Raw genomic sequence first — 14,040 nt, forward strand, 5'->3', positions numbered from 1 at the left:
GGAGGCTCCTGCCCTACGGAGAGCTCATGGACCTCCGCCCACGTGCACCTGTCGGTCGGCGGCGCGTGTTCGATCTCGTCGTGCCGGGATGCCAGTCGGGTCTCGGAGACGAGGGCGCGTCTGGCAGGAGTCCGACTCAGGGTCCGAGTCCGTGCGCAGGTGTCCGTCGCCGGTGTCGGCCTGGTCGACAACGTCTTCGGCGACTGCCTCGCCGTCGAGACGGACGGCCGCGCGTTCCACAGCGGCTCGGCGCAGCTCGAGGAGGACTACCGACGCACCCTCGCTCTGCAGGCGAGGGGCTTCGTCGTCGTGCGGCTGTCGTCCCGTCAGGTGCTGCACCAGTGGACCGAGACCGAGACCGCGCTCGCCCGTCTCGTCGGACGCCGACAGCACGTGTGGAGTCCATCTCAGCGCGCCCGACTGCAGAAAGAAGGGTGGCCGACGGATTACGAATGAGACTGCGCGGATCGGTCGGATCAGCCTTACTTCTGCGGCTCCGGCGCCGCGAACAGCTCCGGCCAGAGCGCCACCGCCAGCGGATACCCCACGAACGACACGATGTCGATGATCGAGTGCGCGATCACGAGCGGCAGCGTGCGGCCGAAGCGCTGGTAGAACAGCCCGAACACGACGCCCATGATCACGTTGCCGATGAACGGCCCGATGCCCTGGTACAGGTGGTAGCTGCCCCGGAGCAGCGCGCTGGCGAAGAGGATCCGCCACTGCCCCCAGCCCAGATCCTGGAGCCGCGCGAAGAGGTAGCCGACGACGATCACCTCCTCCTGGATCCCGGCGCGGATCGCCGAGAGCACGAGCACGGGCACGGTCCACCAGTACGTGTCGAGCGGTGAGGCGACCACCGCCACGGTCACTCCGAGCGCGCGGCCGAGGGCGTAGAGCGCGATCCCCGGCGCACCGATCGCGACCGCGAGCACGGTCCCGGTACCGAGGTCGCGCAGCGGATGCCGGAGGTCGAGCCCCAGCCGCCCCAGAGGCCGTCCGGAGCTCTGCCAGAGCAGGAACGCGCAGAGCGCCACCGGGACCAGATCGAAGAACAGCGCCAGCAGCTGGTAGATCAGGTCGAACGCGGGCCGGTCGCTGAGCGCTCCGTTCAGCGTCGCCGTCTGCTCCGAGAGAGCGATGTCACGCGTCAGCCGGTTGGTGATCGACACGACGGAGTAGATCGCGGAGGCGCCGAGCGAGAGGCCCAGGACGAGCAGGATCTCTGTCCGGATCCGCCCTCGTGGCTGCATGGATCCTGTCAGCGTGGTGGACACTGCGTGGAGCTCCTCTGAATCGATGCGTTGCGCGAAGACGGCCCATCACGCAGGTTTCGTGCGGAATCGCGCAAGGATTCCACCTCCCGGTTACCGCTGTGTAACGGTTTCCACATGCTTTTGTGCAGATAGCGAGCCGATACATAGTCTCGTCGATGGCACTTGCGCGGGGGCCAACAGTCTCCCGTGCGCCGAGGCCGTCGCCACGCGCGCGGCGACCACAGCATCCGGGAAATCACTTCCCGTGCGCCCTCACACCACTGGAGGAATAGTGAAAATCAGACGTTTCGGCCTCGGAGCTCTGGCGCTCGTCGCCGCGAGCACCCTGGTCCTCGCCGGCTGCAGCAGCTCGAACGACGACGGTGGGGGAGATGCGGCCGGAGACTCCGCCGCGATCATCCTCACCAACGGCTCCGAGCCGCAGAACCCGCTGGTCCCGACCAACACCAACGAGGTCGGCGGCGGCAAGATCCTCGACGAGATCTTCGCCGGTCTCTACTACTACGACGCCGAGGGCGCGGCGCAGCCCGACCTGGCCGAGTCGGTCGAGTCGGACGACGCGCAGAACTACACCATCACGATCGAGCCCGGTCGCACCTTCACCAACGGTGAGGAGATCACGGCCCAGTCCTTCGTCGACGCCTGGAACTACGGCGCGAAGTACTCGAACGAGCAGCTCCAGAGCTACTTCTTCGAGGACATCGAGGGCTTCAGCTACGACGAGGACACCGAGCTCACCGGTCTGAAGGTCGTCGACGACACCACCTTCACCGTCGCGCTCTCGGCTCCCAAGTCGGACTTCCCGCAGCGCCTGGGCTACTCGGCCTACTACCCGCTGCCCAGCGTCGCCTACGACGACATGGACGCCTTCGGTGAGAACCCGATCGGCAACGGCCCGTACATGCTCGACGGCGAGGGCGCGTGGCAGCACGACGTCCAGATCGACCTGGTCGTGAACCCCGACTACGACGGACCCCGCGTCCCGGTCAACGGCGGCATCACGATCACGTTCTACGCGACCCAGGACGCGTCGTACGCCGACCTGCTCGCGGGCAACGTCGACGTCATCGACCAGATCCCGGACTCCGCGTTCGGCACCTTCGAGAGCGACCTCGGCGACCGTGCGGTCAACCAGGCCTCCGCCGTGTTCCAGTCCTTCACCATCCCGGAGCGCCTCGAGCACTTCAGCGGTGAAGAGGGCAAGCTGCGCCGCCAGGCCATCTCGATGGCCTTCGACCGCGAGCAGATCACCGACGTCATCTTCGAGGGCACCCGCACCCCCGCGTCCGACTTCACCTCCCCGGTGATCGACGGCTGGAGCGACTCCCTCGAGGGCGCCGAGGTGCTCGAGTACAACCCCGACGAGGCGAAGAAGCTGTGGGCCGAGGCCGACGCGATCTCCCCGTGGACGGGCACCTTCTCGATCGCCTACAACGCCGACGGCGGACACCAGGGCTGGGTCGACGCCGTGTCGAACGCGGTCAAGAACACGCTCGGCATCGAGGCCGTGGGCGAGGCCTACCCGACCTTCGCCGAGGCGCGCACCAAGATCGTCGACCGCTCGATCGAGACCGCGTTCCGCACCGGATGGCAGGCCGACTACCCGGGTCTGTACAACTTCCTGGGCCCGCTGTACGCGACCAACGCCTCGTCGAACGACGGTGACTACTCCAGCGCCGAGTTCGACCAGCTCCTGGCCGACGGCTCGGCCGAGACCGACCTCGCGACCGCGAACGAGGACTACCAGAAGGCTCAGGAGGTCCTGCTCCAGGACCTCCCGTCGATCCCGCTCTGGTACGCCAACGTGACCGGCGGCTACAGCGAGACCGTGTCCGACGTAGAGTTCGGATGGAACTCGGTTCCGCTGTTCTACCAGATCACCAAGAGCTGACATCAGACACGACGGGCGCTTCGCCCGCGGGGACGGCACGACCGTTCCCGCGGGCGGAGCGCCTTGTTCGGTCACGATCGAATGAGGTCCACCATGCGACACCGGAACAGGCAGGGCTGACGTGCTCGCCTACATCGTCCGACGCATCCTGCAAGCCGTCCCCGTCCTGATCGGGACGACGTTCCTGATCTACTTCATGGTCTTCGCCATGCCGGGGAACCCCCTCCTCGCCCTCTTCGGCGACAAGACCCCGAACGCCGCGCTGCTCGCGCGCCTCGAGGAGCAGTACCACCTGAACGAGCCGTTCATCGTGCAGTACCTCTACTACCTCGGCGGCGTCGTCCGCGGCGACTTCGGCATCTCCTTCTCGGGCCAGTCGGTGAACGACATCCTCGCCCGCACGTTCCCGGTCACGCTCACCCTCGCCATGATGGCGATCGTCATCGAGATCGTCGTCGCTCTCACGATCGGCCTCATCAGCGGTCTGCGGAAGGGCTCGTTCTTCGACGCCAGCGCGCTCGTGGTGAGCCTCCTCCTGGTCTCGGTGCCGATCTTCGTGCTGTGCTTCATCGCGCAGTCCTTCTTCGCGGTGCAGCTGGGCTGGTTCTCACCGACGGTGGGCGGCTCGCCGACGTTCGAGCGGCTCCTGCTCCCGGCCATCGTGCTCGCCCTGTTCGTCGTCGCCTCGGCCATCCGGCTCACCCGCGGCTCGGTCATCGAGACCGCGGGCTCCGACTTCGTGCGCACCGCGTACAGCAAGGGCCTCTCGCGCAAGCGCGTCGTGCCCGTGCACATCCTGCGCAACTCGCTGATCCCGGTCACGACCCAGTTCGGCGCCGACTTCGGCCTGCTGATCGTGGGCGCCACGGTCACCGAGGGCATCTTCAACGTTCCCGGAGTCGGGAACACGCTCTACCAGGCGATCATCCGAGGGGAGCGGCCGACCGTCGTCTCCTTCGTCACGGTCATGGTGCTGTTCTACCTCGTGGTGAACATCCTCGTCGACCTGCTCTACGCCGTACTCGACCCGAGGATCCGCTATGCCAAATGAGATGAACCGCGACGCCCCCCGTCGCATCGATCACTTCGTGGCACCGCTCGAGGAGACCCCGATCGCCTCGGTCGACGCCGTCTCGCTCGACGAGAAGCCCAGCAACCTCTGGACCGACGCCTGGCAGGACCTGCGCCGCCGGCCGATGTTCTGGATCTCCGGCGCCCTGATCGTGCTGATCGTCGCCGTCGCGCTGCTCCCGAACCTCTTCACCTCGATCGACCCCCGCGCCTGCGACCTCGGCTTCAGCAACCAGGGCCCCGGCGACGGCAGCCTCCTCGGCTACACGAAGCAGGGCTGCGACGTCTACGCGCGCATCGTCCACGGCACGTCGACGTCGCTCACGGTGGGTCTGATCGTCATCCTGATCACCACGATCACGGGTGTCATCGGAGGCGCACTCGCCGGCTTCTTCGGCGGCTGGGTCGACACCGTGATCATGCGCGCGGGCGACATCTTCTTCTCGATCCCCTACATCCTCGCCGCCGTCGTCATCATGTCGGTCTTCTCGGCCCACCGGAACGTGTTCGTCATCGCCCTGGCGATCGGCGCGTTCGCGTGGCCGACCACGGCCCGCGTCCTGCGGTCCGAGGTCCTGCGGGTCAAGCAGTCGGACTTCGTCGGAGCGGCGACCGCCACGGGTCTGTCCCGCATGGCGATCCTGTTCCGCCACGTCATGCCCAACTCCATCGCCCCCGTGATCGTCGTCACGACGATCTCGCTCGGCGCGGCCATCACCGCGGAGGCGACCCTGTCGTTCCTCGGCGTCGGCCTCCCCGGCTCCGTGATGTCGTGGGGCAACGACATCAGCCAGGCCCAGCGCGACCTGCGGACCAACCCGCAGACGCTGATCTACCCGTCCGCCGCGCTGACCATCACCGTGCTGAGCTTCATCCTCATGGGCGAGGCCCTGCGCGACGCGCTCGACCCGAAGGCGAGGGCCCTCCGATGACCGACTCGACCACTCCGAAGGGGCCCCTGCTCCAGGTCACCGACCTCGAGGTCGGCTTCCAGACCGGCAGCGGCCTGGTGCCCGCCCTGCGCGGTGTCAGCCTCACGATCGAGCACGGCCAGACCGTCGCCATCGTGGGGGAGTCGGGCTCGGGCAAGTCGACGACCGCCGCGGCGATCATCGGCCTGCTCCCCGGTTCCGGCAAGGTCACCGGCGGCTCCGTGCTCTTCGACGGGAAGGACCTCGCGAAGGCGACGCGCTCCGAGCTCGAGGACATCCGCGGCCGCCGCATCGGCTACGTGCCGCAGGACCCGATGTCGAACCTCAACCCCGTGTGGTCGGTCGGCTTCCAGGTCGAGGAGACCATCCGGGCGAACGGTCTCGCGACCGGCCGCAAGGAGGTGCGCGCCAAGGCGATCGAGGTGCTGCAGAACGCCGGTCTCGCTGACGCGGAGAAGCGGCTGAAGCAGTTCCCGCACCAGTTCTCCGGAGGCATGCGCCAGCGCGTCCTGATCGGCATCGGCCTGGCCGCGGCGCCCCAGCTCCTCATCGCCGACGAGCCGACCTCGGCTCTCGACGTCACGGTGCAGCGGCGGATCCTCGACCACCTCGAGACGCTGACGAAGACCGACGGCACCGCGCTGCTCTTCATCACGCACGACCTGGGCCTCGCCGCCGAGCGCGCCGAGAAGCTCATCGTCATGTACAAGGGTCGCATCGTCGAGTCCGGCGCCTCGGTCGAGGTGCTGCAGAACCCGCAGCACCCCTACACGCAGCGCCTGATCGCCGCGGCCCCGAGCCTCGCCTCGCGCCGCATCCAGTCGACCGCCGGAGCCGCGAAGGAGTCGGTGCCCGGCGAGTCCGCCGCCGTCGCCGAGGTCGACCTCGTCCGCGCGGCGGGCACCCACACGGGCGCCCCCACGACGACGAAGCCGATGATCGAGGTCGAGAACCTGACCAAGGTCTTCAAGATCCGCCGCGGCGGGCTGAAGGCCGAGGACTTCACGGCCGTGGACGACGTCTCGTTCTCGATCCCCAAGGGCACCACCACCGCCCTCGTGGGCGAGTCGGGCTCGGGCAAGTCGACGATCGCGCGCCTCGTGCTCGGTCTTGAGACCGCCACCAAGGGGGCCATCTCGATCGACGGACGTCGCACCGAGAAGCTCCGCGGCAAGGAGATGCTGGCGCTGCGCCGGTCGATGCAGCCCGTGTTCCAGGACCCGTACGGCTCGCTCGACCCGCTGCACAACATCGGCAACACGATCTCGGAGCCGCTGCGGGTGCACAAGGTCGGCGACCGCGCCTCGCAGCGCGAGCGCGTCTTCGAGCTGCTCGACCAGGTCTCGCTCCCGCGCGTCATCGCCGGGCGCTACCCGAACGAGCTCTCCGGTGGTCAGCGCCAGCGCGTCGCCATCGCCCGGGCACTCGCGCTCAAGCCCGAGATCGTCGTGCTCGACGAGGCCGTCTCGGCGCTCGACGTGCTCGTGCAGGCGCAGATCCTCCGCCTGCTCGCGGATCTGCAGGCCGAGCTCGGACTGACCTACCTGTTCATCACGCACGACCTGGCCGTGGTCCGCGTGATCGCGGACGACGTCTGCGTGATGCAGAAGGGTCGCATCGTCGAGCACGCGCCGACCGACACGGTGTTCGACTCCCCGGAGCAGGAGTACACCCGCGAGCTGCTCGCGGCGATCCCCGGCGCCGGGATCGAGTTCGCGGTCTGATCCGCCGCCGCGAGGGCCCCGTTCCGCGCCCGAGAGTCCCGTGTTCCGCGGGGTGATCGGACCGGATCGGGGCCCTCCGTCGTTCCGCGGCGCGCCTGCGGTACGATGGAGGGTCCCCCTTCATGCACGAGAACACGAGACGAGTCCGTTCACATGGCAAGTGCCACCCGCTCCGACCTGCGCAACGTCGCGATCGTCGCCCACGTCGACCATGGCAAGACCACCCTGGTCGACGCCATGCTCAAGCAGACGAACTCCTTCGACGCGCACGCCCACGTGGACGAGCGCGCGATGGACTCGAACGAGCTCGAGCGCGAGAAGGGCATCACGATCCTCGCGAAGAACACCGCGGTCTCGTACCGCGGCAAGCACGCGACCGAGGGCCCCATCACGATCAACGTGATCGACACCCCGGGCCACGCCGACTTCGGCGGCGAGGTCGAGCGCGGCCTGTCGATGGTGGACGGCGTCTGCCTCCTCGTCGACGCGTCCGAGGGCCCCCTCCCGCAGACCCGCTTCGTGCTCCGCAAGGCGCTCGAGGCCAAGCTGCCCGTGATCCTGCTGGTCAACAAGACCGACCGCCCCGATGCGCGCATCGACGAGGTCGTCGCCGAGAGCCAGGATCTGCTCCTCGGCCTCGCCTCCGACATGGCGGACGACGTCCCCGACCTCGACCTCGACGCGATCCTCGACGTCCCCGTCGTCTACGCCTCCGGCAAGGCGGGCCGCGCGTCCTCGAACAAGCCCGAGAACGGCACCCTGCCCGACGCGGAGGACCTCGAGCCGCTGTTCGAGGCGATCCTGAAGCACATCCCGGCGCCGACCTACGACGACGAGGCGCCCCTCCAGGCCCACGTCACGAACCTCGACGCCTCGCCCTTCCTCGGCCGCCTCGCGCTGCTGCGCGTCTTCAACGGCAACATCAAGAAGGGCCAGACGGTCGCCTGGGTCCACCACGACGGCACGCACACGAACGCCCGCATCACCGAGCTGCTGATCACGAAGGCGCTCGACCGCTACCCGGCCGAGTCCGCCGGCCCCGGCGACATCGTCGCGATCGCGGGCTTCCCCGAGATCACCATCGGCGAGACCATCGCCGACCCGGAGGACATCCGCCCGCTGCCGGCCATCACGGTCGACGACCCGGCGATCTCGATGACCATCGGCACCAACACCTCGCCGCTCGTCGGCAAGGTCAAGGGCCACAAGCTCACCGCGCGCATGGTCAAGGACCGCCTCGACCGCGAGCTCATCGGAAACGTGTCGCTCAAGGTCCTCGACATCGGCCGCCCCGACTCGTGGGAGGTCCAGGGCCGCGGCGAGCTCGCGCTGGCGATCCTCGTCGAGCAGATGCGCCGCGAGGGCTTCGAGCTCACCGTCGGCAAGCCCCAGGTGGTCACCCGCCAGGTCGACGGCAAGACGCACGAGCCGTTCGAGCACCTGACGATCGACGCCCCCGAGGAGTACCTCGGCGCCATCACGCAGCTCCTCGCCGCCCGCAAGGGCCGCATGGAGAACATGGCGAACCACGGCACCGGCTGGGTCCGCATGGAGTTCATCGTCCCCTCGCGCGGTCTGATCGGCTTCCGCACCGAGTTCCTCACCACCACGCGCGGCACCGGCATCGCGAACGCGATCCTGCACGGCTACGAGCCGTGGGCCGGCGCCATCGTCACCCGCAACAACGGCTCGATCGTGGCCGACCGCACCGGTGTCGTCACTCCGTTCGCCATCATCGCGCTCCAGGAGCGCATGACCTTCTTCGTGAACCCCACGGAAGAGGTCTACGAGGGCATGGTCATCGGCGAGAACTCGCGCAACGACGACATGGACGTGAACATCACCAAGGAGAAGAAGCTGACCAACATGCGTCAGTCCACCTCCGACACGTTCGAGTCGATGACGCCGTCGCGTCAGCTGACGCTCGAGGAGTGCCTCGAGTTCGCCCGCGAGGACGAGTGCGTCGAGGTCACCCCCGAGATCGTGCGCATCCGCAAGGTCGAGCTCGACGCCAACGCGCGCGCCCGTCAGACCAGCCGTCTGAAGAAGCAGGGCTGATCCCGTCGGGCGCCCTGCGCGCCCGCTCGGCTCGAGACCGGTCGGAGGTCCACCTCCGGCCGGTCTTCTGCGTCTCGTCCCCCCAGCCCGTCGAGCAGCTGCGCAGCGGCGTCTAGAGACCCACGTGCTCCGGGGGTCGCGGATCTCGATACGGCCGCTGCGCGGCCTACTCGATCAGCGGGGAGGGGCGCCCCCTCTGCGTCAGGCGAAGAGCGCCGACCCCACGAAGTCGCCCTCGCCCCGCGCGCCGGGCGGCACCGCGAAGACCGCCGAGCCGACGTGCTTGATGTACTCGTTCAGCGCATCCCCCGAGAGCGAGCGCTGCACCGTGACGAACTGCTCCGGTGACCGCTGGAACGACAGGAAGAACAGTCCCGCGTTCAGGCGTCCGAGCTCGTCGTTGCCGTCGACGAAGTTGTAGCCGCGACGCAGCAGCCGCGCGCCGTTGTTGACCGACGGATGCGCGAGCCGCACATGGGAGGCCTCGTCGACGAGCGGCGCCCCCGTGGCGCCGGTCGCGGCGAAGTCCGGCTCCGCGAACTCGTCGCCGCCCGAGAGGGGCGCCCCCGAGCCCTTGCTGCGGCCGATCACGCGCTCCTGCTCGCCGAGCTGGCTGCGGTCCCACGTCTCGATGATCATGCGGATCTTGCGCGCCACGAGGTAGCTGCCGCCGACGAGCCAGTCCGGCCCGTCCGACTCCTGCACCCAGACGTGCTCCTGGACCGCGTCGGTCTCCTCCGACTTCACGTTGGCCGTGCCGTCCTTGAACCCGAAGAGGTTCCGCGGAGTGGCCTGCGCGGTCGACGTGGAGGACGTGCGGCCGAAGCCGAGCTGCGACCAGCGCAGCGACGCCCGTCCGAAGGCGATGCGGCTGAGGTTGCGGATCGCGTGCACCGCGACCTGCGGGTCGTTCGCGCAGGCCTGGATGCAGAGATCGCCGCCGCTCGCAGCCGGGACGAGCGCGTCGCCCCGGAACCGGGGGAGCGTCTCGAGGGCGGGCGGCCGCCGGTCCGCGATCCCGAAGCGATCGACGCCGTCCGCGTCGGCGAAGAGGCCGGGACCGAAGCCGAAGGTGATGGTCAGAGCTGTCGCGTCGAGCCCCAGCGCCTCGCCCGTGTCGTCCGGAGGGGCGGTGTCGGGGCCGCCCACGGCGCCCTCCTCGCTGACGTCGAGCCCGCGTGTCAGGCGCGACGCCGCGAGCGTCCAGTCCTGCAGCAGCTCGATCAGGTCCTCGCGGGAGGTGCCCGAGGCGACGTCGAAGGCCGCGAAGTGGAGCCGGTCCTGCGCGGCGGTCGTGATGCCGGCCTGATTCGCACCGAAGAACGGCACGGTGCTCGACGCCCCGGAGGCGGTGGCGCTCGTCGCGGAGGCGACGGCGACGGAACCGCCCACTCCCGCCGCGATGCCGGCCGTCCCCGCGGAGACGAGGCCGAGCAGCCCGCGCCGCGACAGGCGGCGGGGCTGCTCGACGGGGTCGGCGGCGTCGGAGTCGATGTCGGCCGCGGCGTTCTGCTGGTCGTCCATCTACTCCGCGGGCTCCTCGACGCCGAGCACCGTGTGGGTCAGCTGCGAGAGCGGCTCGGACAGGGCGTTCACCTGGTCCGAGAGCTCCTTCTTCTGCTCGTCGGTCACCGAGGAGTAGGAGACGAAGCCCGCGTCGATCGAGCCGTACTGCGCGAGCAGCGAGTCGAGAGCGGTGAACTGGGTCGTGATGTCGGCGGTCAGGTCGGCGCCGTCGTCGCCCGACGCGGACGCGATCGGCTCGACGTTGCCGAAGGCCACCTCGGCGCCCTGCACGTTCGCGGCGAAGTCCATCAGGTCGGTGCCCGACCACCAGTCCTCCTCGCCGGTGATCTTGCCGGCGGCGACCTCGTCGAGCAGCGCGATGGCGCCGTTCGAGATGTCGCCCACCGAGACGGTGAAGTCGTCGGCGTTCACGAGGTCGTAGAGGCTCTGCACGTCGTCCACGAGACCCCGGCCGAACTCGGCGCGCTGCTCAGGAGTCGACGGAGCCCAGTCGAGGTACGCGCTGGTGCCGTCGGAGTTGAGCGCGTCCTGCGCCGGGACCCACAGATCCTTCTCGATGCGGTGGAAGCCCGTCCAGTCCAGTCCCTCCGCGACTGCGTCGACCTCGCGGTAGTCGATCTTCGGGTCGAGGTCACCGAAGGCCTCCGCGGTCGGCTCGATGCGCTCGTAGAAGACGCGGGTGGAGGCGAAGAGGCCGCGGGCCGTCTCGTCGTCGCCGGCGGTGTAGGCATCGGCGAAGGCCTGCACAGCGGGGAGGAGCTCGCCCGCCTGCGACTTCACGTAGGCGACGTAGTTGGTCACGGCCGACTCGGTCGCCGCCTTCTCGTCGGCCGACTGCTCGGTCGCCTCGCCGGTGACCGTGAACTCCGCCAGTCCCACGGGAGCACCGACCTGCTGGAACTTGCACGCGGTGTAGTAGGTGCCCGGCTCGAGCTGGGCGACGTACGACACCGTCTGGCCGGGAGTGACGTTCTCCTTCTCGCCGACGATGCGCAGCTTGTCGTCAGCGAGGATCTCGAACTCGTTGACGTCGGAGCCGTCGTTCGCGAGCGAGAAGGTGACGGCGCCGGCCTCGGCGGTCGCGGCCGAGACATCGCACGACTCGTCGCTGATCGCGACGTCGAGAGCCGCGGACGAGGAGGCGGCGGTGTTCGGGACGCAGCCCGAGAGCGCGAGCGCGAGGACACCGGCGCCGGCGAGGCCGGACAGGGCGCGGGGGAGCGGGGAGCGACGGGGGAGTGCGCGCGAGGGCATGGTTCTCCTGGAGTAGAGGGCAGGACGCACCGGCGGAGCCGGAGTCAGACGGAGGTGGGAGCGGGGGTCGCGACCGGGGCCGCGCTGCCCCGACGCGGTCGGCGGAGCCGGACCTGGCGGACGAAGAGCAGGCCGACGACGGCGAGGTAGAGCAGCCATGCGGCGAACTGCAGCGCGGTCGGCTCGGGGGTGTAGTTGAAGAGCCCGCCGAGGATCGCGGCGATCGGTGCGGGAACCACGGGGCCGAGGCTGAAGAGCGGAGCGCCCCAGCCGGGCAGCAGGGCCGCCTCCTGCAGGTCGCCGACGCCGTACGAGAGCACGCCTGCGGCGACCAGGATGAGGAAGCCGCCGGTCCAGGTGAAGAACCGGCCGAGATCGATCCGGACGAAGCCGCGGAAGATCAAGTAGGCGATGACGACCGCCGAGAGGATGCCCAGGAGTGCGCCGATCGTGCCGATCCAGGCGTCCGCCCCCGAGGAGGCGCTGCTCGAGGACACGCTCGCCCAGACGAACAGGGCCGTCTCGATGCCCTCACGCCCCACGCTGACGAAGCCGAGGACCACGATGCCGAGGGCGGATCCGCCGACGGCCGCATCGAGCCGCGACTCCAGCTCGCCCTTGAGGCTCCGGGCGTTCGCGCCCATCCAGAAGATCATCCAGGTGACGAGCCCGACCGCGAGGATCGAGAGCCCGCCGCCGAGCAGCTCCTGCGCCTGGAACGACAGTCCGTACGGTCCCCAGGTGAGGATCGCCCCGGTCACGAGCGAGATCGCGACGGCCGCGGCGATGCCGGTCCACAGGCGCGGCAGCACGTCGCGGCGCCCGAGCTTGGTCAGGTAGGCGACGAGGATGCCGACCACGAGGCCCGCTTCGAGGCCTTCGCGGAGGCCGATGAGGTAATTTGCGAGCACGCGTGTTCTCTCGGTCGATCGCGGGGAGGGACGGGGACGACCCCCGCCCCGGGCCCGAACCTTCGGTAAGCCTTGCCTTACCGGAGTCGACTGTAGTGCTCTGCCCGATCGCCTGTCCAGAAGCGGCGCGGGACGCACCGGCGCGCCGAACGGAAGGTAGGAGTGTGGACGCGAGCCCAGTCGGAGCGGACGAGCGGATCGTGGCCGTCCACGCGCATCCGGACGACGAGAGCATCACCATGGGCGGGACTCTCGCGCACCTCGTGGCGCAGGGCGCCTCGGTGACGGTGGTCACCGCCACGCGCGGGGAGTGCGGCGAGGTCATCCCGGAGGACCTCGCGTCACTCGAGGGCTCCGAGGATCTCGCCTCCCACCGCACGTCCGAGCTGGTCGTCGCACTCACGGCGCTCGGAGTCGCCGACCACCGCTTCCTCGGCGCCGAGGGCGCTCGGGCGCGCGGCCTCTCGCCGCGCGTCTACCGCGACTCCGGCATGCAGTGGGGGCCCGGCCGCGTCCCCGAGCCGCTCGAGCCCGTGCACCCGGCGGCCCTCACCGCCGGCTCGGAGGAGGAGCAGATCGCCGACCTGATCGCCGTGCTGCAGCAGACCCGGGCCGAGGTCGTCCTCTCGTACGACGCGGGGGGCGGCTACGGGCACCCGGACCACGTTCGCACCGCGGCCATCGCCCGGCAGGCGGCCGAGCTGCTCGGCCTGCGCTTCCTTGCCGTCCTGCCCGAGGACGCTCCGCCCGCACCCGGGGACGTCGTCCTCGAGCTCAGCGCCGACGACTGGGCCCGCAAGCGCGCCGCACTCGAGGCCCACGGCACCCAGATCGTCGTCGAGGACGGGACGGCGAGGCTCTCGAGCGGTCCCGCGTTCCCCATCGCCCGTATCGAGCGCTTCCGCCCGGCTCCCGCGGCCGCGGTCGAGGAGCCGGTGGCCGAGGAGCGCCCCGATCTGCGCTCGCGGGTCGTGTCCGGCGCCCTCTCGGTGCTCGTCGGCGCGGTCGTCGGAGCGATCACCACCGTCGCCCACCAGAGCACCGTCGTCGTCGGCGACGCCGTGCTGCCCGTGGGCCTCGCCGCGTCCCTCGTCGCGGTGCTGCTGCTGCTCCTGGGCCTGCGGATCGTGATGGTGGACCGCTTCGTCGCCTTCTGCACGGCCATGGGGCTGCTGGGGGTCATCGGGCTGCTGGCGCTGCGCAGCGCCGGAGGATCCGTCCTGGTGCCCGCGAACGGCCTCGGCATCGCGTGGACCTTCGTCCCCGCGCTCATCGCCCTCGTGGTGATCGCCTGGCCGCGGCTGGGTCCGGCGTCCCCAGCGCTCTCGGAGCCGCGGAAGCCCGCCGCGGGACTCGACGCCCCGTCGCTCCGCGTACGATAGAAGCCTCTGTTCG

At 69.7% G+C, this 14,040-nt stretch carries 11 protein-coding genes; 7 read left to right on the forward strand and 4 right to left on the reverse strand.

Annotated elements, in window-relative coordinates:
- The first annotated feature begins 159 nt into the window (after nt 1-159).
- Nucleotides 160-456, forward strand: coding sequence for a DUF559 domain-containing protein (locus AC0CID_RS01335; RefSeq protein ID WP_465225524.1), 297 nt, complete (start codon nt 160-162; stop codon nt 454-456).
- Between the two features lie 26 nt (nt 457-482).
- On the opposite strand, the gene AC0CID_RS01340 is transcribed toward AC0CID_RS01335, so the two are convergent.
- On the reverse strand, nt 483-1,253 hold the full coding sequence (locus AC0CID_RS01340; RefSeq protein ID WP_465228024.1) for a CPBP family intramembrane glutamic endopeptidase: 771 nt from the start codon (nt 1,251-1,253) through the stop codon (nt 483-485).
- A 295-nt stretch (nt 1,254-1,548) separates the two neighbouring features.
- On the opposite strand from AC0CID_RS01340, the gene AC0CID_RS01345 reads away from it, so the two are divergent.
- From AC0CID_RS01345 to typA, 5 genes are all read left to right on the forward strand, one after another.
- A complete protein-coding gene (locus tag AC0CID_RS01345) occupies nt 1,549-3,168 on the forward strand; it encodes a peptide ABC transporter substrate-binding protein (RefSeq protein ID WP_465225525.1) in 1,620 nt (539 codons plus the stop codon).
- Nucleotides 3,169-3,289: 121 nt separating this feature from the next.
- The gene (locus AC0CID_RS01350) at nt 3,290-4,219 is read left to right on the forward strand and encodes an ABC transporter permease (protein ID WP_107574894.1); all 930 of its coding nucleotides are present in this window, start codon (nt 3,290-3,292) and stop codon (nt 4,217-4,219) included.
- Nucleotides 4,209-5,171, forward strand: coding sequence for an ABC transporter permease (locus tag AC0CID_RS01355; RefSeq protein WP_242682847.1), 963 nt, complete (start codon nt 4,209-4,211; stop codon nt 5,169-5,171). The genes AC0CID_RS01350 and AC0CID_RS01355 overlap by 11 nt, the downstream gene beginning before the upstream one ends.
- A complete protein-coding gene (locus AC0CID_RS01360; protein WP_465225526.1) occupies nt 5,168-6,895 on the forward strand; it encodes a dipeptide ABC transporter ATP-binding protein in 1,728 nt (575 codons plus the stop codon). Before AC0CID_RS01355 ends, AC0CID_RS01360 begins: the two co-directional genes overlap by 4 nt.
- Nucleotides 6,896-7,048: 153 nt before the next feature.
- Nucleotides 7,049-8,953 carry a translational GTPase TypA gene (typA, locus tag AC0CID_RS01365; RefSeq protein WP_465225527.1) on the forward strand — a complete coding sequence of 635 codons (1,905 nt, stop codon included), beginning with the start codon at nt 7,049-7,051 and terminating at the stop codon, nt 8,951-8,953.
- A gap of 201 nt (nt 8,954-9,154) precedes the next feature.
- Here typA and efeB read toward each other — a convergent pair whose 3' ends face one another.
- Genes efeB through efeU form a run of 3 tightly spaced genes read right to left on the reverse strand, consistent with a single transcriptional unit; the run spans nt 9,155 to nt 12,645 of the window.
- A complete protein-coding gene (gene efeB, locus AC0CID_RS01370; protein ID WP_465225528.1) occupies nt 9,155-10,477 on the reverse strand; it encodes an iron uptake transporter deferrochelatase/peroxidase subunit in 1,323 nt (440 codons plus the stop codon).
- Nucleotides 10,478-11,734: an iron uptake system protein EfeO gene (gene efeO, locus AC0CID_RS01375; protein ID WP_465225529.1), complete on the reverse strand. Its 1,257-nt coding sequence runs from the start codon at nt 11,732-11,734 to the stop codon at nt 10,478-10,480.
- A 44-nt stretch (nt 11,735-11,778) separates the two neighbouring features.
- Nucleotides 11,779-12,645 (reverse strand): iron uptake transporter permease EfeU, encoded by an 867-nt coding sequence (gene efeU, locus AC0CID_RS01380; RefSeq protein WP_207403013.1) that lies wholly within the window; start codon nt 12,643-12,645, stop codon nt 11,779-11,781.
- Nucleotides 12,646-12,809: 164 nt separating this feature from the next.
- On the opposite strand from efeU, the gene AC0CID_RS01385 reads away from it, so the two are divergent.
- Nucleotides 12,810-14,027 (forward strand): PIG-L family deacetylase, encoded by a 1,218-nt coding sequence (locus tag AC0CID_RS01385; protein ID WP_465225530.1) that lies wholly within the window; start codon nt 12,810-12,812, stop codon nt 14,025-14,027.
- Nucleotides 14,028-14,040: the final 13 nt, after the last annotated feature.

It is taken from the genome of Rathayibacter sp. AC451 (assembly GCF_979253095.1).